The organism is Roseburia sp. 831b (assembly GCF_001940165.2).
Classification (GTDB): Bacteria; Bacillota; Clostridia; order Lachnospirales; family Lachnospiraceae; genus Roseburia.
This window is the reverse complement of the sequence record NZ_CP135162.1, coordinates 1,776,972-1,801,121: the sequence shown is the minus strand read 5'-3', so window position 1 is coordinate 1,801,121 and position 24,150 is coordinate 1,776,972. Positions and strand designations below refer to the sequence as shown.

At 41.8% G+C, this 24,150-nt stretch carries 25 protein-coding genes; 20 read left to right on the top strand and 5 right to left on the bottom strand.

Features of this window, described 5'->3' with window-relative positions; genetic code table 11:
* Positions 1-127: 127 nt before the first annotated feature.
* From nifJ to BIV16_RS08310, 3 genes are all read left to right on the top strand, one after another.
* Positions 128-3,619 (top strand): pyruvate:ferredoxin (flavodoxin) oxidoreductase, encoded by a 3,492-nt coding sequence (gene nifJ / locus BIV16_RS08320; protein ID WP_083625295.1) that lies wholly within the window; start codon positions 128-130, stop codon positions 3,617-3,619.
* Positions 3,620-3,765: 146 nt separating this feature from the next.
* On the top strand, positions 3,766-4,560 hold the full coding sequence (locus BIV16_RS08315) for a hypothetical protein (protein WP_075681636.1): 795 nt from the start codon (positions 3,766-3,768) through the stop codon (positions 4,558-4,560).
* A gap of 45 nt (positions 4,561-4,605) precedes the next feature.
* Positions 4,606-6,264 (top strand): putative manganese-dependent inorganic diphosphatase, encoded by a 1,659-nt coding sequence (locus BIV16_RS08310; RefSeq protein WP_075681634.1) that lies wholly within the window; start codon positions 4,606-4,608, stop codon positions 6,262-6,264.
* Here BIV16_RS08310 and BIV16_RS08305 read toward each other — a convergent pair.
* Positions 6,247-7,089, bottom strand: a complete 843-nt coding sequence (locus BIV16_RS08305; protein ID WP_075681632.1) for an AraC family transcriptional regulator — start codon at positions 7,087-7,089, stop codon at positions 6,247-6,249. The genes BIV16_RS08310 and BIV16_RS08305 overlap by 18 nt on opposite strands.
* Before the next feature lie 234 nt (positions 7,090-7,323).
* Between BIV16_RS08305 and dapF the strand changes: the two genes are divergently transcribed.
* Genes dapF through dapA form a run of 3 tightly spaced genes read left to right on the top strand, consistent with a single transcriptional unit; the run spans position 7,324 to position 10,622 of the window.
* Positions 7,324-8,169 (top strand): diaminopimelate epimerase, encoded by an 846-nt coding sequence (dapF, locus tag BIV16_RS08300; protein ID WP_075681671.1) that lies wholly within the window; start codon positions 7,324-7,326, stop codon positions 8,167-8,169.
* 53 nt (positions 8,170-8,222) lie between these two features.
* Positions 8,223-9,701 (top strand): UDP-N-acetylmuramoyl-L-alanyl-D-glutamate--2,6-diaminopimelate ligase, encoded by a 1,479-nt coding sequence (locus BIV16_RS08295; protein ID WP_075681630.1) that lies wholly within the window; start codon positions 8,223-8,225, stop codon positions 9,699-9,701.
* 36 nt (positions 9,702-9,737) lie between these two features.
* Positions 9,738-10,622 (top strand): 4-hydroxy-tetrahydrodipicolinate synthase, encoded by an 885-nt coding sequence (gene dapA / locus BIV16_RS08290; protein WP_075681628.1) that lies wholly within the window; start codon positions 9,738-9,740, stop codon positions 10,620-10,622.
* Between the two features lie 61 nt (positions 10,623-10,683).
* On the opposite strand, the gene BIV16_RS08285 is transcribed toward dapA, so the two are convergent.
* From BIV16_RS08285 to BIV16_RS08270, 4 genes are read right to left on the bottom strand one after another with little or no spacing between them, the layout of a single operon-like run.
* Entirely contained in the window at positions 10,684-11,277 is a 594-nt protein-coding gene (locus tag BIV16_RS08285) for a flavin reductase family protein (RefSeq protein WP_075681626.1), read from the bottom strand.
* A 51-nt stretch (positions 11,278-11,328) separates the two neighbouring features.
* The gene (locus BIV16_RS08280; protein WP_075681624.1) at positions 11,329-11,844 is read right to left on the bottom strand and encodes a DUF4364 family protein; all 516 of its coding nucleotides are present in this window, start codon (positions 11,842-11,844) and stop codon (positions 11,329-11,331) included.
* Positions 11,819-12,778 carry a TIGR01212 family radical SAM protein gene (locus BIV16_RS08275; protein ID WP_242940406.1) on the bottom strand — a complete coding sequence of 320 codons (960 nt, stop codon included), beginning with the start codon at positions 12,776-12,778 and terminating at the stop codon, positions 11,819-11,821. The genes BIV16_RS08280 and BIV16_RS08275 overlap by 26 nt, the downstream gene beginning before the upstream one ends.
* A gap of 33 nt (positions 12,779-12,811) precedes the next feature.
* The gene (locus BIV16_RS08270; RefSeq protein ID WP_075681620.1) at positions 12,812-13,960 is read right to left on the bottom strand and encodes an NAD(P)-dependent malic enzyme; all 1,149 of its coding nucleotides are present in this window, start codon (positions 13,958-13,960) and stop codon (positions 12,812-12,814) included.
* Between the two features lie 187 nt (positions 13,961-14,147).
* On the opposite strand from BIV16_RS08270, the gene rho reads away from it, so the two are divergent.
* The 14 genes from rho to BIV16_RS08200 all read left to right on the top strand — a co-directional run bounded on the left by rho (position 14,148) and on the right by BIV16_RS08200 (position 24,142).
* On the top strand, positions 14,148-15,656 hold the full coding sequence (rho, locus tag BIV16_RS08265; protein ID WP_075681618.1) for a transcription termination factor Rho: 1,509 nt from the start codon (positions 14,148-14,150) through the stop codon (positions 15,654-15,656).
* A 232-nt stretch (positions 15,657-15,888) separates the two neighbouring features.
* Positions 15,889-16,089 carry a 50S ribosomal protein L31 gene (gene rpmE / locus BIV16_RS08260; RefSeq protein WP_075681616.1) on the top strand — a complete coding sequence of 67 codons (201 nt, stop codon included), beginning with the start codon at positions 15,889-15,891 and terminating at the stop codon, positions 16,087-16,089.
* An 88-nt stretch (positions 16,090-16,177) separates the two neighbouring features.
* Positions 16,178-17,125 (top strand): DUF1385 domain-containing protein, encoded by a 948-nt coding sequence (locus BIV16_RS08255; protein ID WP_075681614.1) that lies wholly within the window; start codon positions 16,178-16,180, stop codon positions 17,123-17,125.
* Between the two features lie 5 nt (positions 17,126-17,130).
* A complete protein-coding gene (gene prmC / locus BIV16_RS08250) occupies positions 17,131-17,958 on the top strand; it encodes a peptide chain release factor N(5)-glutamine methyltransferase (protein WP_075681612.1) in 828 nt (275 codons plus the stop codon).
* Positions 17,959-17,998: 40 nt separating this feature from the next.
* A complete protein-coding gene (gene prfA, locus BIV16_RS08245) occupies positions 17,999-19,072 on the top strand; it encodes a peptide chain release factor 1 (protein ID WP_075681610.1) in 1,074 nt (357 codons plus the stop codon).
* Positions 19,073-19,376: 304 nt separating this feature from the next.
* Entirely contained in the window at positions 19,377-19,634 is a 258-nt protein-coding gene (locus BIV16_RS08240) for a type II toxin-antitoxin system Phd/YefM family antitoxin (protein WP_075681608.1), read from the top strand.
* Positions 19,627-19,956, top strand: coding sequence for a type II toxin-antitoxin system RelE/ParE family toxin (locus BIV16_RS08235; protein WP_075681606.1), 330 nt, complete (start codon positions 19,627-19,629; stop codon positions 19,954-19,956). The genes BIV16_RS08240 and BIV16_RS08235 overlap by 8 nt, the downstream gene beginning before the upstream one ends.
* Positions 19,944-20,102: a hypothetical protein gene (locus tag BIV16_RS08230; RefSeq protein WP_159435954.1), complete on the top strand. Its 159-nt coding sequence runs from the start codon at positions 19,944-19,946 to the stop codon at positions 20,100-20,102. Before BIV16_RS08235 ends, BIV16_RS08230 begins: the two co-directional genes overlap by 13 nt.
* Positions 20,103-20,274: 172 nt before the next feature.
* Positions 20,275-21,780 carry an endonuclease NucS domain-containing protein gene (locus BIV16_RS08225; RefSeq protein ID WP_075681604.1) on the top strand — a complete coding sequence of 502 codons (1,506 nt, stop codon included), beginning with the start codon at positions 20,275-20,277 and terminating at the stop codon, positions 21,778-21,780.
* A 1-nt stretch (position 21,781) separates the two neighbouring features.
* On the top strand, positions 21,782-22,702 hold the full coding sequence (locus BIV16_RS08220) for an RluA family pseudouridine synthase (RefSeq protein WP_075681602.1): 921 nt from the start codon (positions 21,782-21,784) through the stop codon (positions 22,700-22,702).
* 26 nt (positions 22,703-22,728) lie between these two features.
* Positions 22,729-23,151, top strand: coding sequence for a hypothetical protein (locus tag BIV16_RS08215; RefSeq protein ID WP_075681600.1), 423 nt, complete (start codon positions 22,729-22,731; stop codon positions 23,149-23,151).
* A gap of 11 nt (positions 23,152-23,162) precedes the next feature.
* Positions 23,163-23,822: a ribonuclease H1 domain-containing protein gene (locus BIV16_RS08210; protein ID WP_075681598.1), complete on the top strand. Its 660-nt coding sequence runs from the start codon at positions 23,163-23,165 to the stop codon at positions 23,820-23,822.
* A 10-nt stretch (positions 23,823-23,832) separates the two neighbouring features.
* On the top strand, positions 23,833-23,985 hold the full coding sequence (locus tag BIV16_RS08205; protein WP_159435953.1) for a hypothetical protein: 153 nt from the start codon (positions 23,833-23,835) through the stop codon (positions 23,983-23,985).
* Positions 23,978-24,142, top strand: coding sequence for a hypothetical protein (locus BIV16_RS08200; protein ID WP_159435952.1), 165 nt, complete (start codon positions 23,978-23,980; stop codon positions 24,140-24,142). Before BIV16_RS08205 ends, BIV16_RS08200 begins: the two co-directional genes overlap by 8 nt.
* Positions 24,143-24,150: the final 8 nt, after the last annotated feature.

Below are 24,150 nucleotides of genomic sequence, written 5' to 3'. Positions count from 1 at the left end.
TTTCATGGAAGACATGCATTTGCAGAGGATGGAACGTGTGAATTTTAGAATGTAACGAAAGCTTTGTATAGAATTCTCTTTTTTAACAGATAATGGTATTACATAAGAGTTAGAAAAGAGGAAAACAATGGAGCGTATCAAAAAAACAATGGATGGTAATCATGCGGCAGCGTATGTTGCGTATGCCTATACGGAAGTAGTACCGGTATATCCGATTACACCGTCGACGGTTATGGCGGAGGTGACGGAGGAATGGGCAGCGGCAGGTGAACAAAATGTACTTGGTGGTGTTCCGGCGGTTGTGGAAATGCAGTCGGAAGCAGGAGCAGCCGGTGCAATGCATGGTGCCTTATTAGCAGGAGCCCTTGCAACTACCTTTACGGCGTCGCAGGGGCTTTTGCTGATGATTCCCGATTTGTATAAAATGGCGGGAGAACATCTCCCAGGGGTAGTTCATGTTGCCGCGCGCACGATTGCAACCCATGCATTAAGCATTTTTGGGGATCATTCTGATATTTATGCGTGCAGGCAGACAGGAATTGCTATTTTTTGTGAAAATTCAGTTCAGGAAGTGATGGATCTAGCGCCTGTGGCGCACCTTTGCGCATTAGAAGGTCGGATTCCGTTTTTAAATTTTTTTGATGGATTTCGGACTTCTCACGAGATTCAAAAGATAGCTTGCTGGAGCCAGAAGGAATTACAGGAGCTATTTCCAGTCGAGGAGGTTATGGCATTTCGCGAGTGTGCGTTAAATCCAAATCATCCGGTAGAAATGGGAGCTGCGCAAAACCCGGATATCTTTTTTCAGGTCAGGGAGGCGTCCAATCTGGATTATGAAAAACTTCCGGTGCTGGTGAAGGGATGCCTTGCCAAAATAAACGAAAAATGCGGAACCCAGTACCGGTTATACGAGTATGTGGGTTCGAGAGATGCAACTACAATTATCGTTGCAATGGGTTCGATATGTGAAACGATTGAGGAGACAATTCCTTTTTTACAGGAAAAAGGGGAAAAGGTGGGATGTCTGAAAGTAAGACTTTACCGGCCTTTTTCAAAAGCAGATTTCTTAGAAGCAGTCCCGGATACGGTAGAGTGTATTCAGGTCCTGGACCGTACCAAGGAGCCGGGGGCGGTCGGGGAGCCGCTTTATGAAGATGTCGTAACGGCACTGCAAGAGAGTGCATACAAGGATGTCGAGATTTTTTCTGGAAGATATGGGTTAAGTTCCAAAGAGACAACACCGGAGCAGATTGTGTCAGTTTTTCACAACCGGGCAAAAAGACGGTTTACGATTGGAATCCGGGATGATGTCACAAACCTTTCGCTGGAGGAAGAAAAGTTGGAATTCGCTCCGATAGAAGGACAGATGAATTGTAAATTTTGGGGAATCGGTTCGGACGGAACCGTTGGCGCAAACAAAAATACCATTCAAATCATTGGGGATTACACGAAGCTGCATGTGCAGGCCTATTTTGAATATGATTCCAAAAAGTCCGGCGGTGTCACCATTTCCCATCTACGTTTTGGAACATCCGAAATTAAAAGTGAGTATGGGGTGAAAAGAGCACAATTTGTGGCATGTCACTGTCCGGCTTATTTAGGCCGTTATGAGATTGTGCAAGACTTAGAAGAAGGTGGAACCTTTTTATTAAACTGCTCCTGGAAAAAAGAAGAATTAGCAGAAAGGCTTCCAGAGGATGTGAAACAGTATTTGGTCGAAAAAAAGATACACTTCTATATCATAGATGCAGCCCAAATTGCAAAGGAACTTGGATTGGCGCATCGCACGAATACCATTTTGCAGGCAGCCTTTTTCGCACTTACGGACATTCTGCAAAAGGAAACTGCACTTGAGGCGATGAGACAGGCGGTGGAAAAGTCCTACTTAAAAAAAGGGGAGGAAGTCATTGCGAAGAATCTCTTGGCAGTCGAGAGAGGATTTGTGGCTGCAGAGGAGGTCAAGATTCCGGCAGACTGGAAAAAGAAGCAAGTGGTAATACAGGAATGTGGGGCGGACACAGAGAGTTACAAAAATCAGAAATTGATTGTAAAGTCGGCATGTAGAACGAAAGAGAATAAAAAATTAAAACAAGATATAATTTCTTATAAAGAACACATACAAGGCCAGATTGTAAGACGAAGGGGAGATGAACTTCCGGTTTCTGTATTTTTGCCCTATCGGAATGGCATGACGCCGTCTGGAACAGCTGCATTGGAAAAAAGGGGTGTGGCGTCGGAGGTGCCAGTCTGGGATGTGATGAGGTGTATTCAGTGCAACCAGTGTTCTTATGTCTGTCCACATGCGGTTATTCGTCCGGTTGTGATGGAGGAAGAGGAAGTCATCGCGGCACCGGATGGAATGCCGTCAAAGGAAATGAACGGGTTCCCTCGTTATCATTATGCAATTGTAATTTCCACACTGGACTGTACAGGCTGTGCAAACTGTGTGGAGGTATGCCCGGCACCAGGAAAAGCGTTGTTTTTAAAACAGGCAGAAAAGGCGGGTGAGCAGCAGAAGTTTTTTGATTATGGAAGCAGGCTTCCAAAAAAGGAGGAAGTTTTTAAAAAGTTCCGTACAACGACGGTAAAAGGTTCCCAGTTCAGACAGCCGCTGTTGGAATTTTCAGGTGCGTGCGGAGGATGTGGTGAGACACCGTATGCCAAACTGGTCACACAGCTTTTTGGAAGCCGGTTACTGATAGCCAATGCGACAGGCTGCTCCTCCATCTGGGGCAATTCGTCGCCGTCTACCCCATATACGTTTAACCAGGATGGAAGGGGACCTGCATGGGCGAATTCTTTATTTGAGGATGCGGCAGAATTTGGATACGGAATGTTTTTTGCGCAAAAGCAGATTCGGGAACAGTTACGAAAGCAACTAGAACAAATGTGGGAAAAGACGGAGTCTTTGGAAATCAAAAACTGGTTGGAAACGTTTTCAAACGGGAGTGAAAATGAGAAGGCGACGGATGAGCTAATTGCGTGGCTGGAAAAAAGAAAATTCGAAGAAATAAGCGCTGCGGGGGAATTATCCACTGAAATCAAGACAATTTTAAATCAGAAGGATTATTTGTCAAAAAAATCACAATGGATTTTTGGCGGCGATGGCTGGGCGTATGACATTGGTTTTGGAGGGCTGGATCATGTCCTTGCATCCGGTGAGGATATGAACGTGTTGGTGTTTGACACAGAAATTTACTCCAATACAGGCGGTCAGGCATCGAAGGCGACGCCAAAGGGCGCATATGCACGTCTTGCATCAAACGGGAAAAAGCAAAACAAGAAAAAACTAGGACAGATGATGATGACTTATCAGAATGTCTATGTGGCGCAGATTTGTATGGGCGCAGACCAGAATCAATGTATTAAGGCATTGACAGAGGCAGAGCAATATCAGGGACCGTCACTTGTGATTGCTTATGCGCCGTGTATCAGTCATGGTATCAGGCGGGGAATGCGTTATGTGCAGGAAGAAGAGAAAAAAGCAGTCTGCAGCGGCTATTGGGACATTTTCCGCTATCATCCGGCTGCGGGAGGAAAAGAAGCTGTTTTTTACGAGGATGGAAAGAAGAAAACGGAAAGCCTAGAGGAATTTTTTCAAGGAGAGAATCGGTTCTAATGGGTGTTTACAAAAAAAACGCATAATGATAAAATGTCGTTAGGTATTTCTGAGAAAACGGCAGGTAGTATGGCAGTTTAATCGTGGTGCTGTCAGGAAGGTCATTTTCCTGGCAGCAAGCTATAAAGTTGCAGGGAGGAAGCGTGATGGCAGATCTGTTTACGAGATTTAAAACGCAGAGAGACCGCCGAAAAAGGGAACGGGAAAGGATACATAGAAAAGTGGAAAAAGAAGATTTTTTACTGAATCAGATTGATGAATTCAGAGAAAAAGCAAAACAGCTTCAGGGGTTGTTATCATCAAAAGAGACAAAGGTGCAGGAACTTCAGTCACTGGTAGACGAAAGAGAGGGGAAAGCGCAGGAGTTAGAACACATTTTGACAGAGCGTCAGGAAGAGTCTGACCGTATCGTAGACAATTTTGATAAGCAGATTCGTGAACTGATTGCGCAGGCAAAAGTAAAGTTAGACGAGATGGAAAGCGCTGTAAAAGGCCAGGTGGAACTGACCAGACAGCAGACAGCAGAACAGATTGCGTCCAACCAGAAAGCGTTAGAGGAGCAGATTGATGCAGGTAAGGCATTTCAGTCGGAACAGATTGAGGCGGTAAAGAACCTGTTGAGCGGACAGGCAAAAGAAGCAAATGAAAGAGTCCAGGAAACAGAAGAAGAAATCAAGAATCTGTTAGAGGAATCCGGAAAGCAGTTAGATTCTTTGAAAAATGAGCTGTCCGAGAAGGTACATGCAGAAAATGTCAAATGTTATCGAAACATTCAGGATTTATTTAAAGAATATGGGGAAAAATTAGAACAGGTGGATGAGACAAGCAAGAAGATTACTTCTGTAAAAGGATATGTCAAATGCTTATCCTGGTTCTCTATCCTAAATTTTGTTGTTTTAGTTGGATATATTTTGTATTCCATCGGGGTGTTTAATTTCTAATCTTTACCAAAGAGAAAGAAATAAAAAACAGGAATGGAGATTATCATGGAATTAGAGAATAAAAAAGTCTGGGTAGTAGGTCATAAGAATCCGGACACAGATTCAATCTGCGCAGCAATTGCTTATGCTTACCTGAAAAATCAGACAGATTCAGAGAAGACATACGAAGCAAAACGTGCCGGAAATATCAGCGAAGAGACACGATACGTTCTGGATTATTTCGAAGTAGAAGATCCGGAGCTGATTACGGATGCAGGAGCGCAGATTAAAGATATCACAATCCGAAAAACACCTGGAATCGGCAACCATATTTCCTTAAAAAGAGCATGGCAGCTGATGAAAGATTTAGATGTTGTAACACTTCCAATCACAAACCGCATGGGCAAGTTAGAAGGTGTGATTGTTACAAAAGATATCGCAACTTCCTATATGGATGTGTACGACAATCACGTGTTGTCACAGGCACGTACCCAATACAAAAATATTGCAGATACACTGGATGGAAAGGTCATTGCCGGAAATGGACATGCTTACTTTAGAAACGGAAAAGTAGTGGTGTCAACATCGAATCCTGATTTTATGGTGGATTTTATCGAGGACGATGATCTTGTCATCCTAAGCGACAGGAAAGAGTCACAGATTCGAGCCATCGAGTCCAATGCAAGCTGTCTGGTTGTCGGCTGTGGATTTGAGGTCGATCAGGAAGTGATTGAGCTGGCAGAGGGAAAAAAATGTGTACTGATTACATCTCCGTATGATACCTTTTCCGTTGCACGACTCATCAACCAGAGTATGCCAATCAAGCAGTTTATGACGAAAAAGGATCTGATTACATTTCAGTTAGAGGATTTAGTCGATGAGGTTAAGGAGACAACGTCAAAGATTCGTCACAGAGACTTCCCGGTCTTAGATGAAAATAACAATTATGTCGGAATGATTTCCCGCCGTAATTTGCTTAGTATGCAAAAGAAACAGTTAATTTTAGTGGATCACAATGAAAAATCACAGGCGGTAGATGGAATCGCAGAGGCAGATATTTTAGAGATTATCGACCATCATAGAATCGGAAGCTTAGAGACAGTGTCACCGGTTTATTTTCGAAACCAGCCGCTTGGCTGTACGGCGACCATTATCTACCAGATGTATCAGGAGCAGGAGGTAAAGGTTCCGAAAAAGATTGCGGGATTGCTTTTGTCAGCCATCATATCGGATACGTTAATGTTCCGTTCGCCAACCTGTACCGAACTCGATAAATCCATCGCCGAAGAGCTCGCAAAGATTGCGGATATTCAGATTGAAGAACATGCGAAAAAGATGTTTGAGGCGGGAAGCGATTTCAAGAACAAAACGACAGAGGAAATCTTTTATCAGGATTTTAAGATGTTCCATACCAAAGACTGCGATTTTGGTGTTGCACAGATTAGTGCGATGAGTGCATCACAGTTAGATAAGGTAGGAGAGGATTTGATGTCTTACATGACACAGGTACTCGCCGACAAGAACTTAAATATGGTATTTGTGATGCTAACAGATATTTTGGAAGAGTCCACGAAACTGATTTATTCCGGCAATGAGGCGGACAAACTGGTAGAGGAGGCATTTTCCTGTGAGCCAGACGAGAAAGGTGTCATTTTAAAAGGGGTTGTCTCAAGAAAGAAACAGCTGATACCGGTATTTATGAATGCGTTAGCGGAGAGAGCCTAATTCTCTAGGAGACATCCCAAAGTGTTTCTTAAAGGCACGTGAGAAGGTGGAATAATTTTGAAATCCGCACTCAAAGCATGCCTGGGTAATGGGCATTCCGTCTGCGATAAGTTCTTTTGCAAGGATGAGCCGCTTGGTGGAGAGATACGAGCCAATGGTATAGCCGGTTTCTTCTTTAAAAGTATGCATCAGATGATAACGGCTGATAAAAAAACGGTTTGCCAGAAAATCGACGGAAAGTTCCTCGGTCAGATGTGAGTTCACATAGGTGAGGACGTCAAGAATTTTCTGGTTTGAGGCAGAATTGCTGATATAGTGAATATTATCATGAATTGCAGCACGGTTGAGCTGCACCATAAACTCTAGAAAAAGGAGGCTGTGGTGCAGCTCATTTGCGTAATCGGTATCGTGTAAGGAGGCGTCTAATTCTTTGATGACAGCATCTAATTTGCTGCCAGGGAAGGAATTGATACGAAGTACGTGTGACTGTTCCTTATGCACCTGCTGAAAGCAGAAACCAAGATGGTAAGTGCTGTCCTGGTAGGTGTGCAAAAAATCAGGGGAAACATAGATAATGATACGCTCGTAAGGAGCATTGCTGTGAATGGCCGGGTGATGCACCTCCCCTGCATTGACAAACACGATATCATTTGGTTTTAAATCATAGGAACGGCCTTCGATGGTGTAAGTGACATCCCCACTTAGGAAAATCAAAATCTTGTGAAAATCGTGGTAGTGGTAAGAAAATTCCTTCCGGTTGGTGTCCACAAGATGAAACATTTTAAAATCACTGTGAAGATATCCGATTTTTTGATATTGTGCCATAGAAAACTCCATTCCCGCGCAAAATCAGCGCATATTTATGTTAAAAAAATATCATTCAAATAAAACGCTCCATCTAATAATAGATGGATGATTAGTGTTATCATAATACAAAACAGCACTTTTTGCAATATATATAGCACGTAATACATATTCGTTTTAAAAAGTGCGGAGTATACTAAGAAATATAAGAGTAAAAAGAGGAAAAACAGTACGAAGAAAGGTATGGGAAGAAAGATGAAATTTACAAAAATGCACGGATGTGGAAACGATTATGTTTACGTGGACTGTACAAAAAAGGAACTGAAAAATCCAAACGAGATTGCAAAGGTTGTCAGTGACCGCCATTTTGGCATTGGCTCCGATGGACTGATTTTAATTTGTTCATCAAAGGTAGCAGATTTTCGTATGAGAATGTTTAATGCAGATGGTTCCGAAGGTGAGATGTGTGGAAACGGTATCCGCTGTGTTGCAAAGTATGTGTATGATTATCATCTGACAGACCAGACAAAGATTTCCGTTGAGACAGGTGCAGGGATTAAATATTTAGATCTTACAGTTTCAGATGGAAAAGTATCTTTGGTACGTGTGGATATGGGAGAGCCGATTTTAGAGGCGAAGGAAATCCCGGTTGTGGCAGAAAAAAGTCCGGTTGTCAACGAACCAATCGAGGCAGGTGGAAAGGAATGGAAGATGACCTGTGTTTCTATGGGCAATCCACATGCAGTGGTATACATTGATGATACAGCATCTTTTGAAATTGAAAAATATGGACCATCCTTTGAACATCACGCTGTTTTTCCAAAGAGAACAAACACAGAATTTGTCCAGATTATCAGCAGAAGTGAGCTTAATATGAGAGTATGGGAAAGAGGTTCCGGTGAGACATGGGCATGCGGAACGGGAACTTGCGCCTGTGTTATGGCAAGTATTTTAAATGGTTATACGGATAACAAAGTATTGGTTCACTTATTGGGCGGAGATTTAACCATCGAGTATGACGAAAAGACCAATCATATTTTCATGACAGGTTCGGCAACAACGGTATTCGAAGGTGAAATTACATTACAAGGTTTAGAATAAAAATTACTCCCGCAGAAATCTGGAATGTACAAAAGCGGGCATGAGGTGGAAAGATGAAATTAAGTCAGTTATTAGAACGAATGGAATATGAGATTGTACAGGGAAGTGCAGATACCGAGATTTCAACGCTGGTATATGATTCAAGAAAAGTGGAAAAGGATTCTGCATTTGTATGCATTTCGGGTAGTGTAAGAGATGCGCATGAGTTTATCCCGGATGTTGTAAAAGCAGGTGCAGCAGTTGTCGTGGTAGAAAAAGATGTAAAAGTAGACGAACATGTGACGGTTGTTAAGGTAGAGAACACACGTTTGGCATTAGCTTGCATGTCAGCAGCCTATTTCGGTCACCCGGCAGAAAAATTAAAAACCATTGGAATTACTGGAACAAAAGGAAAGACAACGACCACTTACATGATAAAATCAATCCTTGAGGCGTCTGGAATCAAAACAGGTCTGATTGGAACCATTGAAATTATCATTGGAGATAAGCATATCAGTGCAAAAAATACGACACCAGAATCTTATGCCGTTCAGGAATATTTCCATGAGATGGTGGAAGCTGGAATACAGGCGGTCGTAATGGAGGTTTCTTCACAGGGCTTAATGCTTCACAGAGTTTCCGGTTTTACCTTTGATTTTGGTGTGTTCACGAACTTAGAGCCAGATCATATCGGTGAAAATGAACACAAGGATTTCGCAGATTACATGCATTGTAAGAGCCTGCTATTCCAGCAGTGCAGACAGGGGATTTTAAATGCGGACAGCGAGCATTTAGAAGGAATTTTAAACGATCATACCTGTAAGGTGGAAACCTTTGGTTACAGTGAAAAAGCAGATCTTCGTGCCAGCAACATGAAACTGGTTCACAAACCAGGCGTGTTAGGTGTCGATTATCACATCAGCGGCCTTCTTGATATGGATGTGGATATCAATGTGCCGGGAAGATTTAGTGTGTATAACTCACTGACTGCCATTGCAATCTGCCGTCACTTTGGTGTCGAAGAAGAGAAGATGAAAGAGGCACTGCGCCATGTAAGCGTAAAGGGAAGAATCGAGATTGTACCGGTTTCCAAACGTTATACGGTTATGATTGATTATGCGCACAATGCAATGGCATTAGAAAGCCTTTTAACCACGTTAAAAGAGTATCAGCCAAAACGTCTGGTTTGTCTGTTTGGCTGTGGCGGTAACCGTGCAAAATCACGCCGCTATGAGATGGGAGAGGTTTCCTCGAAACTTGCAGATCTTACCGTGGTAACATCCGATAATCCAAGATTTGAGGAGCCAATGGATATTATTTCGGATATTCTGATTGGAGTAAAAAAGGCGGACGGTGCTTATGTGACAATTCCAGACCGAAAGGAAGCAATCGCATATTGTCTGGAAAATGCCAAGGATGGGGATGTCATTATCCTAGCAGGAAAAGGTCATGAAGATTACCAGGAAATCAAAGGCGAAAAACATCACATGGATGAACGTGAACTGATTGCAGATATTTTAAAAGAACATCCAGAATATCGTAAGGAAGCATAAAGGCGTCTAGGAAAGAAGAAGTAAGGGAGAAAAAAGATGGCAATATTTAAAGGTGCAGGAGTTGCATTGGTCACTCCTTATAACGAGGACGAAAGCATAAATTACGAGGCACTTGGCGAGCTTGTAGAAGAGCAGATAAAAGGTCACACAGATGCAATTATCGTCTGTGGAACAACCGGAGAACCGGCGACCATGACAGAGGAGGAACGCACTTCCTGTATGGAATTTGTGGTAAAAAAAGTAGCGGGAAGAATTCCGGTCATTGCAGGAACCGGATGTAATTGTACAAGAAACGCAATTGCACTTTCCAAAAAAGCAGAAGAAATCGGCGTCGATGGTCTTTTGGTGGTAACACCTTATTACAACAAGGCGACACAGGAGGGCTTGTATGAGCATTACAAGGCAATTGCGGCCTCCACAAAACTTCCGATTATTATGTACAATGTTCCGTCTAGAACCGGATGTAATATTATGCCACAGACAGCTGCAAGACTTGGAAAAGAGTGCGAAAATATTGTTGGAATCAAAGAGGCAAGTGGAAATATTTCACAGGTGGCAGAACTTGCGTCCCTGACCAAAGGATATCTGGATATTTATTCTGGAAATGATGACGAAGTGATTCCGATTCTTTCCCTTGGCGGTATCGGAGTAATCTCTGTTTTGTCCAATGTAGCACCGCAGCAGACCCATGATATGGTGATGGAATATTTAGAGGGCGACAGAGAAAAGGCACTTCAACTACAATTGTCATTTCTTCCGTTGATTCATGCCCTGTTTTGCGAGGTGAACCCAATACCGGTGAAGGCAGCCTTAAATATGTTGGGCAAAAATGCGGGCGTGGTAAGGCTTCCACTGACGAATCTTTCAAAGAAAAACAGACCACAGTTAGAGAACGCATTAAAAGAATGTAAACTATTGTAACAGGAAAAATAGAATTTGTGTGATGAAATCGTATCAAAAAAGAAACGGACAAAAAGGAAAATTACCTTTTTGTCCGTTTCTTTTTCTGTGTTTTCTTTTTTGCAACACTGTAACCAAATGTGCCAAGCTTTTTTCCAAGAAGGAAATATTCCCCGTGGGAGTAGGTGACAAGCCCTGACTGGTTTAAATGGAACCGTCCGTTTTCATCCAGATAAGTATCGTCGATTGTGACATTGACAACATCCGCAAGAAACATGGTGTGGCTGCCAAGCGGTTTTATTTCTCTTACTTTACATTCAATGTTAACCGGGCTTTCGGCAATTCCAGGAGCTTTGATGCGCTTTGATGGAAGAGGGGTTAAGTGACACTCCTTAAATTTATCGAGGTCACGTCCAGAGCGGACACCGCAGAAATCGGTAGCGCGCACTAAATCCTGCGTGGTCAGGTTTACGACAAACTCGCCGGATTCTTCAATCAGGTGGTAGGAGTAACGCTCCGGGCGCACGGAAATCGATAACATTGGTGGATTGGTACAGACAGTACCTGCCCATGCCACGGTAATAATATTTGGTTTTTTATCGTTTCCCTGGCAGCTTACCATAACCGCTGGAAGCGGGTAGAGCATGTTGCCGGGTTTAAAGGTTTGTTTTCCCATAAATTCTCCGTTCTTTTTGTATGATAAATCTGAAAAAAGAAGATAACATTTTTATTTAATCAAAATATCCATCAGGTAACCGTAAACATCCTCAGTTGCGTTTTTCCAGTTCGCACAGATGGCTTCCGCCTGTTCCCTTGTTTTTACAGTTAAGGTTAAATCAATCAGATTTACCCCTTTTTGGCGGTACTGAAGACGGACTGCATAATCCAGATTTGAGGTTTTATAGAAATCTGAGAGAGTAGAATTCTCATTTCGCAGCTGCAGCTTATTTTTCTCTAAATATGCAAGGGTATCCCGCTCGATAGCCTCTGTAATTTTGTCCTTGAAAAAGCCGAGTGTCTGAGTGCCGGCGTCCGTCAGTACATACTGCGTGTTGCTGTGTGTGGATTCCGGACGGATTAAATCGGCATCTACCAGTTCCCCGATTACCTGCTGGACGCGGAAGTAGTCGGTATATTCCTGTTCTAGAAAGAAGTTTGAAATCTGCGTATTTGTCAAAGGAAAATCAACTTTTTCTAACATATTTAAAATGGTTAATTTATAAATTGTCAATGGTTCTGCCATGTATACTCAAATCCTTTCCCTGCCAGGTATCTGTAAGTTTCAGATTCCGCAAAATTGTGTTTAGCACACGCTTTTTATCGGTACTCCAAAGCGGTGCAATTAATAAGTTCCTTGGGCCGTCTCCGGTCAGACGGTGAATGACAATGTGTTCGGGAATCCGTGCAAGACAGGTGACGATGAAATCACAATATTCCTCTAAGGTAAAAAGAGGAAAAGGATGTGCTTCATAGTAATCAGCCAAATCCGTTCCTTTTAGCACATGCAAAAGCTGCAGCTTAAGACCGGAAATTGGGAGCTTGCAGACGTAATCCAAAGAGGCAAGCATCATTTCTTTTGTCTCACCGGGTAATCCCAAAATCAAATGTACAATTGTAGTTATATTTCGCTCCTGCAAAGCATTCACAGCATCTTCAAATTGAGCCAGCGTAAAGCCGCTTCGAATCAGCTGATGTGTTTTTTCGTGTATGGTCTGAAGTCCGATTTCAATCCATACCGGTTTGATTTGATTCAGTTCCACCAAAAGATCTAACACTTCTTCGGAAAGACAATCGCATCGTGTTGCAATGGATAGTGCAACAATGTCGGGATGCTCGATTGCCTCCATAAAAATACGGCGCAAATAAGGCACAGGTGCATAGGTGTTCGTGTATGCCTGAAAGTATGCAATAAATTTGCGGCAGGAAGTTTTGGCAAGAAGTCGTTCTTTGGCCTGCTCAATCTGGTCTGTGATAGAGAGAAACTTCGAGGCGGCGAAGTCACCGCTTCCGCCGGCACTGCAAAAAATACAGCCGCGGTCACCAAGAGAGCCATCCCGGTTCGGACAGGTCATTCCGGCGTTCAGCGAAAGGCGGTAGACTTTTTCACCAAAGGTACTCTTAAGATAGGAATCCAAAGAGTAGTAGCGTTTCCCATTCATAAATTGTGTTTGTTTCATATATAATCAAAAATATTAGGACAATAAAAACAATTAGATGTGAGATTTGACAGCCTGGCTTACAACCTCGGCAACACGAGGGTCAAAAGCCTCTGGCATAATGAAATCTTCACAAAGCTGCTCATCGGTAACAAGTTCTGCAAGTGCCTGTGCAGCAGCAAGCTTCATTTCATCGGTAATCTGGGTAGCATGTCCCTCTAAGGCACCTTTGAAGATACCAGGGAAGGCGATGACATTGTTTACCTGATTTGGAAAATCACTTCTTCCGGTACCGACCACTCTTGCACCAGCGGCTCTTGCGACATCCGGCATAATCTCTGGAACAGGATTTGCCATGGCAAAGAGAATGGAATCTTTATTCATGGAAGAAACCATTTCTGCTGTGACAATGTTTGGCGCGGAAACACCAACGAAAATATCAGCACCTTTTAAAGCGTCCGCAAGAGTTCCCTTACGATTCTCAAGGTTCGTTACTTCAGTCATTTTTTTCTGCATCCAGTTTAAGTTTGGATAATCTTTTCCAATGATTCCCTCACGGTCACACATCATGACATGTTTAAAACCGTAGGTTAAAAGCAATTTCGTGATGGCAACACCGGCGGAACCGGCACCGTTTACCACAACCTGACAGTCTTCCTTTTTCTTGCCGGTCAAGCGTAAACCGTTGATAATACCGGTTAGGACGACAATGGCGGTACCATGCTGGTCGTCGTGGAAGACCGGAATGTCTAACATTTTTTTCAGACGTTCCTCAATCTCAAAGCAGCGTGGTGCTGAAATATCCTCCAGATTAATTCCACCAAAAGCAGGTGCAATATTTTTGACCGTAGCAATGATTTCTTCGGTATCCTGGGTATCAAGACAGATTGGAACTGCATTGACATTTCCAAATTCCTTGAAAAGAACACATTTTCCCTCCATAACCGGCATGGCAGCGTATGGTCCGATGTTTCCAAGACCAAGTACGGCACTTCCGTCGGAGACAACGGCAACGGTATTTGCCTTTATCGTATAGTTGTAAGCTTCGGCTTTATTTTCTGCAATAATCTTACAAGGCTCTGCAACACCTGGTGTATAGGCGATTGCAAGGTCTTCACGGGAGTTTACTTTTGATTTTGCAACAGTTTCTAATTTCCCATTCCATTCTTTGTGTGCCTGGATGGCTTTTTCTTTCATGTCCATAATATCCGCTCCTAGTTATTTCCTATTTTAATGCAACAACGTAATGATACCATTTCTAAAAAAACAAATCAAGAAAATTAGGGGTTTCTATTTTTGAAAAATAGGTGTATAATAACCGTTACTGAAAAATCGTTTCGTCAATTCAGACAGAATTCCCAGGATAATGTTAAGATAAAGGAGAAATTGAATGAGAGAAAAATATGAAAGCCTTTCTTTGACCGTACTACGCGACTTAGCGAAAGCAAGGGGAATAAAAGGGATTTCTTCCATGAAAAAAGCGGATTTAATTGACCGTATGCTGGAACTGGATGAAAAAGAAAAGGAATCCAAAGTGCAGACAGTAAAATCAGGACAGGAAGAAAAGTCCACACAGGAAAGGGAACATCACGAGCACAAGGCAAATCATCGTGGACAGGAGACGCGTGAACAGCAGTCAAATTCCCGCAGCCAGGAGACACGTGAGCAGCAGCCAAATCCTCGCAGCCAGGAGACACGTGAACAGCAGTCAAATCCTCGCAGCCAGGAGACACGTGAACAGCAGTCAAATCCGCATGGTCAGGATAACTTGGACAGCGGCATCATGGCAAACGGTATTTTGGAAGTTATGCCGGACGGATACGGCTTTATCCGCTGTGAGAATTATCTGCCGGGAGAGAATGATGTTTATGTTTCCCCTTCCCAGATTCGAAAATTCAATTTAAAAACAGGAGATATTATCAGTGGAAATACCAGAGTGAAGTCCCAGCAGGAGAAATTTTCTGCACTTTTATATGTGACAAGCGTCAATGGATTTCATCCTTCTGTTGCACAGAAAAGAAAGAATTTTGAAGATTTGACACCGATTTTTCCAAATGAGAGAATCCGGTTAGAGCATCCGGGATGCAGTGTTGCAATGCGTATTACCGATCTGGTATCTCCAATTGGTAAGGGACAGCGAGGCATGATTGTTTCCCAGCCAAAAGCCGGTAAGACAACCCTTTTAAAAGAGATTGCCAAGTCGGTAAAAATCAGCAATCCTGGCATGCATCTGATTATCCTTTTGATTGATGAACGGCCAGAGGAAGTTACGGATATCAAGGAGGCAATCGAGGGAGATAACGTGGAAGTAATCTATTCTACGTTTGATGAACTGCCAGAGCATCATAAGAGAGTGTCAGAGATGGTAATCGAGCGTGCAAAACGTCTTGTAGAGCATCAGAAAGATGTCATGATTCTGTTAGACAGTATCACAAGACTTGCAAGAGCCTATAACCTTACCGTTCCACCAAGCGGAAGAACGCTTTCCGGTGGTCTTGACCCGGCAGCGCTTCACATGCCAAAGCGTTTCTTTGGTGCGGCGCGTAACATGAGAGAGGGCGGAAGCCTTACCATTTTAGCAACAGCGCTGGTTGACACCGGAAGCAAAATGGATGATGTTGTATTCGAAGAGTTCAAAGGAACCGGTAACATGGAGCTTGTCTTAGACCGCAAATTATCGGAAAAACGTGTTTTCCCGGCAATCGATATCGTAAAATCCGGAACCAGAAGAGAAGACTTATTATTGGATGCGCAGGAGCAGGAAGCGGTCGATATTATGCGAAAAGCCATCAATGGAATGCGCACAGATGATGCCGTTGAAAATATTTTGAATATGTTTGCGAGAACGAAAAATAATTACGAATATATCAATATGGTGAAAAAGAACCGTATTTTATAAAAATTACTTGCATTCCCGCTGGTGCTATGTTACAATAAATAAGCTGTTTATCGGGATGTGACATTTACAAGGTAGATGTTGAAGCGTTTCAGCAACGCAGACCCTCTAAGAGGATCAATCGTGTTTATCTTCTGCTTTCAGTGCCATATGCGGATCGGGCATACGGGTACAAAGAAGATAGGAAACAAGCGGTACTATAAATAACGATAAGAAATTAGAAGAGGTGAAAATCATGAGAGAAGGAATCCATCCAGATTATTATCAGGCAACTGTTACATGTAACTGTGGTAACACATTCGTTACAGGTTCTACAAAACAGGACATTCACGTTGAAATTTGTTCAAAATGTCATCCATTCTACACAGGTCAGCAGAAGGCTAGCAGAACTGATGGACGTATTGATAAGTTCAATAAGAAATATGGTATTCAGTAAATAGAATGTGATTTACAAGTAAGGTTGAGGTTTGATAAATCTCAACCTTTTTTTGAAAAAGAAAAAGTGTGGAAAGGGGCATATCTGCATGAGATATTCAGGCATTGGCGGACAGGCAGTAATGGAGGGTGTCATGATGAAAAATCAGGACAAATATGCAGTTGCAGTTCGAAAGCCGGACCACGAGATTGTCGTAGAAGTATCGGAGTACGACGGAATCATTCAGAATAAGAAAATAAGAAATTTCCCGATTTTGCGGGGAGTCTTTAGTTTTATAGAATCGTTGACACTTGGAATGAAGACGTTAATGTTTTCCGCTTCTTTTTTTGAGGAAGAGGATGAGAAGAAACCAGGTGAAAAGGATAGGGAAAAGAGCAAAGAAAAGGAAGCAAAACAGACGGCATCGGAAAAGGCAATGATGGGAGGAACCCTTGTCTTTTCTGTCTTGATGGCGATTGTTATTTTTATGCTGATTCCTTATTATATTTCTTTGCTTTTTCAAAAGATAACCGATTCGCAGATGCTGATTGCATTGATTGAGGGTATTTTGCGGCTGGCTATCTTTATTGGTTATGTAGCAGTCATTTCGTTGATGGAGGACATCAGGCGTGTTTTTATGTATCACGGTGCAGAACATAAGTGCATCAACTGCATTGAACACGGTATGGACCTTACGGTTGAAAATGTGAGAAAGAGCTCAAAACAACACAAACGCTGTGGAACCAGTTTCCTGCTGATTGTCATGATTGTCAGTATCTTCTTTTTCATGTTTATCCGTGTGGATTCAAGAGTTTTAAGACTTGTACTCAGACTGGTATTGATACCGGTTATTGCAGGCGTTTCCTATGAATTTATCCGGTTGGCAGGAAGAAGCGATAATGCAGTGGTTAATTTTTTGAGTAAACCGGGACTGTGGCTTCAGAATTTAACGACAAAGGAACCGGATGATGAGATGATTGAGGTTGGAATCGCTTCCGTTGAGGCAGTTTTTGACTGGAGAAGCTATGTGACAGAAATCAGACAAGAAGGAAAGTGACAGACATGACATATCAGGAAGCTGTAAAGAATGGAGAAAAGGTGTTAAACCTTGCCGGAATCGCAGACGCTAAGGTGGATGCCTGGCTGCTTTTTGAGATGGCCTGTAAGGTGGACCGCCAGTTTTATTATCTTCATATGGGTGAGGATATTACAATGGAACAGCAAAAAGAATATGAGATTGTACTCAAAAAAAGGACGGAACATATTCCACTGCAGTACATTGTGGGAGAACAGGAGTTCATGGGGCTGAAATTCAAGGTGAACAGCAGTGTACTGATTCCCCGTCAGGACACCGAGACGCTTGTCGAGGAGGCACTTAAAAAAATCCAGCCGGATATGAAGGTACTTGATATGTGTACCGGTTCTGGCTGTATCATTATTAGCATTATTAAAAATGTGCCATCTGCAGAGGGGTACGCCGTTGATATTTCCAAACAGGCACTGAATGTGGCAAAAGAAAATGCAAAGTCCAATGAAGTTCCGGTTAATTTTGAGCGGAGTGACCTGTTTGATAATGTAACAGGCGTGTATGATGTGATTGTATCGAACCCACCGTATATTCCAACAGCCGAGATTCCGAAGCTGATGCCGGAAGTTGGCAGCTTTGAACCGTTAGAGGCGTTAGATGGAAAAGAGGACGGACTGTTCTTTTACCGCAAAATTGTGGCAGAGTGCGGCAGCCATCTGAAGGATGGTGGTTATCTTTTGTTTGAGATTGGCTGTGAGCAGGCAAATGATGTGACAACAATGTTAAGGGAAACAGGATTTTACGAGGTGCAGGTGGTAAAAGACCTGGCCGGGTTAGATCGTGTTGTAATTGGCAGAAAATAGAGTAGTAAGTAGTTTTTTTTAGAAAGGCATGGTTAGTTTTATGTTTGAAAATTTAGAAGATACCCAAATTCGTCTGGAAGAATTGATGAGCGAGTTGAGTGAGCCGGATGTTGCATCCAATCCGGATCGTTTTCGCCGTCTGATGAAGGAACAGAGTGAGTTAACTCCAATTGTAAATGCATATAAAGAATACAAGCAGTGCAAACAAAATATCGAGGATTCTTTAGCAATGTTAGAAGAGGAGTCCGATGAAGAGATGCGTGAGCTTGCGAAAGAGGAATTAAATGAAGCAAAAGCGCGCATGGAAGAATTAGAGAATGAATTAAAAATCTTATTGCTTCCAAAAGACCCGAACGATGACAAGAACGTTATCGTCGAGATTCGTGCCGGTGCCGGTGGAGATGAGGCAGCACTTTTTGCAGCAGAGATTTATCGAATGTATGTTCATTATGCAGAGAGCAGAAAATGGAAAGTAGAAGTTTTGGAATGTGAAGAAATCGGAATTGGTGGTATGAAGAGTGTCAGCTTCATGATTACTGGACAGGGTGCCTATTCCGTAATGAAATATGAATCCGGTGTTCATCGTGTACAGCGTGTTCCAGAGACAGAATCCGGTGGACGAATCCATACTTCAACCATTACGGTTGCCGTGATGCCGGAAGCAGAAGAAGTAGACGTTGTCATTGACGATAAAGATATCCGTATCGATGTCTGCCGTTCTTCAGGAGCAGGTGGACAGTGTGTCAACACCACAGACTCTGCGGTTCGTTTGACACATATGCCAACGGGTATTGTTATTTACAGTCAGACAGAGAAATCCCAGATTCAGAATAAAGCGAAAGCATTTGCTCTTTTGCGTACCAAGTTGTATGACCTTGAGCAGCAGAAAGCGCATGATGCAGAAGCAGAACTTCGTAAGAGCCAGGTTGGTACCGGAGATCGTTCTGAGAAGATTCGTACCTATAACTTCCCGCAGGGACGTGTAACGGATCATAGAATCGGATTGACACTTTACAAGTTAGATAAGATTATGAATGGAGATATCCAGGAAATTATCGATGCTTGTATTGCAGAAGACCAGGCGAAGAAGCTTGCAAAGATGCAGGATAATTAAGAGTTTGATTTTACTGGTTTTTGAAAAAGTGACTGGATATATGAATGGAATAAAATAGGAAAAGAAAAACGGTCTTTGACATAGTCAAAAGACCGTTTTTTGACATATAACATAGAAAGCATTTTTAAAACGGCAGCCTTTGATTGACTATGGGTTTTTATGTAGTTTTCAGGTAAAAAAATGATTCCAAAAGCTCATGGGGTGGCTATAAAAATAGGTTGTAAAAGCAATATGAACAGGTTATAATATGAATGAAGATAACATTTTGATAAAATTATGATAAATATTGTAAGGAGGTTCATATATGATACAAATTAGACCTGTTTCAGATTTAAGAAATAAATTCCCTGATGTGGAAAAAGCAGTTGCATGTGGTGAACCAGTATATTTGACAAAAAATGGTTATGGAGCAATGGTAGTACTTAGTCTGGAAGCATATTCAAGATTAACAGATGGTGTTGATGCAGCTCTTGATAAGGCTGATAAATATGCCGAGGAAGATGATAGAAGATATACACATGAAGAAGTTTTTGCTAATCTGAGAAGGAGGATAGATGGCTGATACAAAATATATATTGCGTTATCTGCCATTGTTTTATGAAGATTTAGAGGAGAAGATTGTATATATCGCAGAGAAGCTGCATAATGTCAAAGCTGCCAATGATTTATTGGATGAGGTTGAGAGGGCATTATTGGAACGCCAGCCTGTGGCAGAATCATTTGAACCATATCATTCTTTTAGAGAGCGACGCTACCCATATTATAGGATTTATGTAAAAAACTTTGTGGTTTATTATGTTGTCATAGATGATGAGGGTGATGACAAGATTATGGAAGTGAGACGATTTTTATATGATGGGCAGGATGCGAAATGTTTGATATAAAGAGTGAAGTTGGGATTTATAAGTCAGCTACAAGGAATGACGATATGTATGAGGATATTGAAATTTCTGAAAAACAGATAAAGGCATGTCAGGTAAAGGATGCTAAAATAGCATTGAAAGAAACAAGGATAAAGAATGGATTATAAAATATAATATTCTTTGGGGTAGGGGAGAGTCAGTCGAAAGACTGGCTCTAATGTTTTGTCTTTTTATGGTACAGTGCATATTTTTTAATGAAAACAGAACATACGTTCTTGCAAAAACTTTAATTATAATCTATAATAGAAATCATAGAACATTTGGAATGGAGGTAGTTGAATGACAGAGGAAGAACAGAATGTTATCGATGAATTTTACGAAAAAGAATTTCCAGATACGATGTCATTTGATGAAATCTCTGCAAAATTAGATGTTATGCGTAGTCACCCTCAAATTCAGATGTTACGAAGAAGATTCTGCAAAGATTTGGTAGTTGTGGTGACAACGGAGGAGCTTGATAAGTATGACGAGTCATTGGCTGCAAGTAATGATTCTTTGCTTGGACTGGTTTGCGATAATATCGAGAAACTAAATCAGGATAGTTACTTTTTCTGGGCGTTTTATTATTACCTGAAAAAGCAATATAGAAAATGCAAGAATTGTATACATAAAATGTGTGCGGAAATACAAAAGAAAGAAGCTTTCAATGAGGATGAGGTGTTGGATTCCTTTTTGGTTCCGTTTAAAAATGCGCCGAGTGAAGTCTGGGATTTTGGAATAGAAGAAGTAAAAAGTGTGAAGTCTGAAGCTGGGATACCTGAGTTTTGTGATTTGGTAACATTGTATTATCGCAGCAACGATAATGATGTTGTGGCAGATGCCCTGTCATCGTTTCTCCAGAAGTATCCTAATTATAAATCTCCAAATGAAATGCTTGGATATACCTATTACAATATGTCGATGTGGAATAATGCAATTGCCTGTTTTGAAAGAGTCACAGAGGAGTATTATTTTTCCATGGCGGATATTTATTGGATGTTAGCATGGTCTAGTGGCAAGATTAAAAATTACAAGGAGGAAGAGCACTATTATCGTATGAGTTATGAACTTGCTCCAGATGTATCGTTTACTTTGAACAACTTAGGATACTCTTTGTATAAACAGAAAAAATATTTAGAAGCAGGGAAAATATTCCGGCAATGTCTGGAGGAAAAGAAGGATTTGCCATGTGCAGCCAATAATTATGTGCGTGTTCTGGTAGCACTTGGCAGGAATGCAGATGCAAAGAAATTTGTAAATTCTGGTGAGTTTAAGATTTCAAAAGCCATACGGGACAGAGTGAAAAAACTCGAGAACCATAATGCACGATTAAGGAAAAACGATGAGGTTGTGAATCTTGATTTTGATGATGCTGACAGTACAGAAAAGCATGCAATAGACATAGGGGTAAAGCGACAGCAGTTTTCCAATGAAAAGTTGTTGGAGGATGAACTGACGGCAAGAATGGAAAGTGGACAGTCTGTATTTGGCATGAACCTTAAAGTGTATAAACGAAAAGGTGAATATGGTCGTCAGTATAGAATTCCGGTCGGCAGGATTGATTTATTCTGTGAAGATGATGCCGGAAATTTATATGTAGTTGAGTTAAAGAAAGATAGTGGTTATGATGATGCCTATGAGCAGACGGTCCAGTATCTTGACTGGTTTGAAAAAAGCGAGAAATTTAAAGGGAAAAAAGTGTATGGGATTATTTGCTTAAATAATCCGGCAAAGGAACTTATAGATAGGGTTGCGGATAAGCGGATGAAAGTGTTTGAATATCAGATTTCTTACAGGGAGTTATAGTATGGAACGAATATTTCATTTTACAATACAAAATCCAATGCCGGGGCAGAAAATCAGTGGATTTCTAAAGACACAGGGATTTTCTGCGCCGGTGCGGGTGCACTTAAAAAAGGATGAACAGAGCGTCTGGGTCAATGGAAGAGCTGTTTACCAGAATTATGTTTTGCAGGATGGAGACGAGTTAGAAGTAAGGGTCAATGAAAAAGAAGGCTCGGATCAGATTCTTCCGGTGGAACTTCCGATTGATATTGTCTATGAGGATGAAGATTTGATGGTGATTAATAAGGCAGCAGGAATGCCGATTCATCCGTCTATGCATAATCACGACAATACGCTTGGAAATGCGCTTGCCTGGTATTTTAAAAAGCAGGGAAAACCGTTTGTTTACCGCTGTATTAACCGCTTGGACCGGGATACTTCCGGTCTTACGATTGTCGCAAAAAATATGGTAAGTGGTGCCATATTAAGCCAGATGGTAGCAGCAAAATCCATGGATGGATTACAAGCAGAAGGAATTCATCGACAATACCTTGCAATCGTAAGGGGAAACGTGTTACCATCACAAGGGACCATCGATGCACCAATTGCAAGAAAGGAAAGTTCCTGTCTAGAGCGTGTTGTGGATTTTGAAAACGGGGAGCGTGCCGTGACCCATTACCAGGTGATAAAGCAGGTGAACGGACATAGTCTGATTCAGTTGGAACTTGAGACAGGAAGAACCCATCAGATTCGTGTACATATGCAGTATCTAGGGTATCCTTTGGTTGGAGATTATCTTTACAATCCGGATATGGAGTACATTAACAGGCAGGCGCTTCACGCATACCGGCTAAGTTTTCCACATCCGATTACAAGGCAGCAGATGGAATTTGTCGCACCGATGCCACCGGATATGAAAAAAGTGTTAGGTGAGCAGGAATAAAGATTTGCTAGTTGAAAGGAGACATTATGGCAGCAAAGAGAAGAAGAAAAAGACATTTGGGACTAAAAATATTTTTAGGAATTGTATTAATTGTAGTAATAGTTGGATTTGTTTTAAAAGATCAGATAACAAACAAAGTCAAAGATAAGGCAGCAGAGGTTGTGGTAGAAAAACTTCTGGATGAAAAAATCGGTGCAGACACCGCCGTTTATGGAAATCTGACCGCATCAGATATTTATAACAGTATGGATGAGGCAGACAAAGAGACGGTAAAAGAGATTGTAGAAAACAATTTATCGCAGGAGACAGTCTCACAGGCAGCCGATTATTTGAAAAGTGGCGATACAGCGGGACTGAAAGAATATGTAAAAGATAATCTTTCAGAGGAAGAAAAGCAGGAAGTGCAGGACTTGTATCAGAAATATAAAGATCAGTTAAGTCAACAGTAACAGGTGAAAATATGGCATCCAAATTTTATGCAGTAAGAAAAGGAAAGACTCCGGGAATTTATGAAAGCTGGGAGGCGTGCAAACGAAATGTCGACGGCTATCCGGGAGCACAATATAAGAGTTTTAAGACGAGAAAAGAGGCAGAACAGTTTGTAGGAGACGCCTGCCAAAAGAGGAAAGAGTCGGAAAGCACACAGGAAAGTATCGCAAAGAAACAGACAGGTGCAGCGCCCTCTTATGTAACAGAGAAATTGCCACAGGTTTTTGCCTTTGTGGATGGTTCTTTTAACATCGCAACAAAGACGTACGGTTATGGTGGCTTTTTACAGGATGGTAACGAGCGCATTGTGCTTCAGGGCAGTGGAACGGATGAAGAGATGGCAGCGATGCGAAATGTGGCAGGTGAAGTGCTTGGAAGTATGGCAGCCGTTCAAAAAGCAATCGAACTTGGGAAAAAAGAAATTACCATATATTATGATTATCTCGGAATTGAGATGTGGGCACTTGGGTTATGGAAACGCAATAAAAAAGGAACGATAGCGTACCACGATTATATGGCATCTGTAAAGGATAAGATTCAGATTCATTTTGTAAAAGTAAAAGGGCACTCCGGTGTAGAAGGAAACGAAGAGGCAGACCGCCTTGCAAAGGAAGCGGTTGGAATCTTATAGGGGGAAGAACATGACAAGAGAAGAGCAGATAAGAGAAATTGACGAAGCAATTTTTGCGGGACAGAGAGCCTATCAGGCAATTTGTGAGGCAGAAAGTCACCTTAGCAGTGCTAGAGGATTTGGAATCTGGGATATGCTAGGAGGAGGTTTTGTGAGTGGATGACGGAGTGACCAAATTTTTGGACATTTGTTTTGATAATTTTTTAGTGGATGCGCTGGTACAGTCAAGAATCAAGCAAACACAGCAGAACCTTTCGAATGTGAAACTTCAGGTTCAGAATACGCTGAATCAATTACAGAATATGCGCAATAGTTTATAGGTAAGGAA

What these genes read in the sequence shown, in the direction of transcription:
- nifJ (WP_083625295.1), top strand. Translation starts at nt 128, where the DNA reads ATGGAGCGTATCAAAAAAACAATGGATGGTAATCATGCGGCAGCGTAT.
- BIV16_RS08315 (WP_075681636.1), top strand. Translation starts at nt 3,766, where the DNA reads ATGGCAGATCTGTTTACGAGATTTAAAACGCAGAGAGACCGCCGAAAA.
- BIV16_RS08310 (WP_075681634.1), top strand. Translation starts at nt 4,606, where the DNA reads ATGGAATTAGAGAATAAAAAAGTCTGGGTAGTAGGTCATAAGAATCCG.
- BIV16_RS08305 (WP_075681632.1), bottom strand. Translation starts at nt 7,089, where the DNA reads ATGGCACAATATCAAAAAATCGGATATCTTCACAGTGATTTTAAAATG.
- dapF (WP_075681671.1), top strand. Translation starts at nt 7,324, where the DNA reads ATGAAATTTACAAAAATGCACGGATGTGGAAACGATTATGTTTACGTG.
- BIV16_RS08295 (WP_075681630.1), top strand. Translation starts at nt 8,223, where the DNA reads ATGAAATTAAGTCAGTTATTAGAACGAATGGAATATGAGATTGTACAG.
- dapA (WP_075681628.1), top strand. Translation starts at nt 9,738, where the DNA reads ATGGCAATATTTAAAGGTGCAGGAGTTGCATTGGTCACTCCTTATAAC.
- BIV16_RS08285 (WP_075681626.1), bottom strand. Translation starts at nt 11,277, where the DNA reads ATGGGAAAACAAACCTTTAAACCCGGCAACATGCTCTACCCGCTTCCA.
- BIV16_RS08280 (WP_075681624.1), bottom strand. Translation starts at nt 11,844, where the DNA reads ATGGCAGAACCATTGACAATTTATAAATTAACCATTTTAAATATGTTA.
- BIV16_RS08275 (WP_242940406.1), bottom strand. Translation starts at nt 12,778, where the DNA reads ATGAAACAAACACAATTTATGAATGGGAAACGCTACTACTCTTTGGAT.
- BIV16_RS08270 (WP_075681620.1), bottom strand. Translation starts at nt 13,960, where the DNA reads ATGGACATGAAAGAAAAAGCCATCCAGGCACACAAAGAATGGAATGGG.
- rho (WP_075681618.1), top strand. Translation starts at nt 14,148, where the DNA reads ATGAGAGAAAAATATGAAAGCCTTTCTTTGACCGTACTACGCGACTTA.
- rpmE (WP_075681616.1), top strand. Translation starts at nt 15,889, where the DNA reads ATGAGAGAAGGAATCCATCCAGATTATTATCAGGCAACTGTTACATGT.
- BIV16_RS08255 (WP_075681614.1), top strand. Translation starts at nt 16,178, where the DNA reads ATGAGATATTCAGGCATTGGCGGACAGGCAGTAATGGAGGGTGTCATG.
- prmC (WP_075681612.1), top strand. Translation starts at nt 17,131, where the DNA reads ATGACATATCAGGAAGCTGTAAAGAATGGAGAAAAGGTGTTAAACCTT.
- prfA (WP_075681610.1), top strand. Translation starts at nt 17,999, where the DNA reads ATGTTTGAAAATTTAGAAGATACCCAAATTCGTCTGGAAGAATTGATG.
- BIV16_RS08240 (WP_075681608.1), top strand. Translation starts at nt 19,377, where the DNA reads ATGATACAAATTAGACCTGTTTCAGATTTAAGAAATAAATTCCCTGAT.
- BIV16_RS08235 (WP_075681606.1), top strand. Translation starts at nt 19,627, where the DNA reads ATGGCTGATACAAAATATATATTGCGTTATCTGCCATTGTTTTATGAA.
- BIV16_RS08230 (WP_159435954.1), top strand. Translation starts at nt 19,944, where the DNA reads ATGTTTGATATAAAGAGTGAAGTTGGGATTTATAAGTCAGCTACAAGG.
- BIV16_RS08225 (WP_075681604.1), top strand. Translation starts at nt 20,275, where the DNA reads ATGACAGAGGAAGAACAGAATGTTATCGATGAATTTTACGAAAAAGAA.
- BIV16_RS08220 (WP_075681602.1), top strand. Translation starts at nt 21,782, where the DNA reads ATGGAACGAATATTTCATTTTACAATACAAAATCCAATGCCGGGGCAG.
- BIV16_RS08215 (WP_075681600.1), top strand. Translation starts at nt 22,729, where the DNA reads ATGGCAGCAAAGAGAAGAAGAAAAAGACATTTGGGACTAAAAATATTT.
- BIV16_RS08210 (WP_075681598.1), top strand. Translation starts at nt 23,163, where the DNA reads ATGGCATCCAAATTTTATGCAGTAAGAAAAGGAAAGACTCCGGGAATT.
- BIV16_RS08205 (WP_159435953.1), top strand. Translation starts at nt 23,833, where the DNA reads ATGACAAGAGAAGAGCAGATAAGAGAAATTGACGAAGCAATTTTTGCG.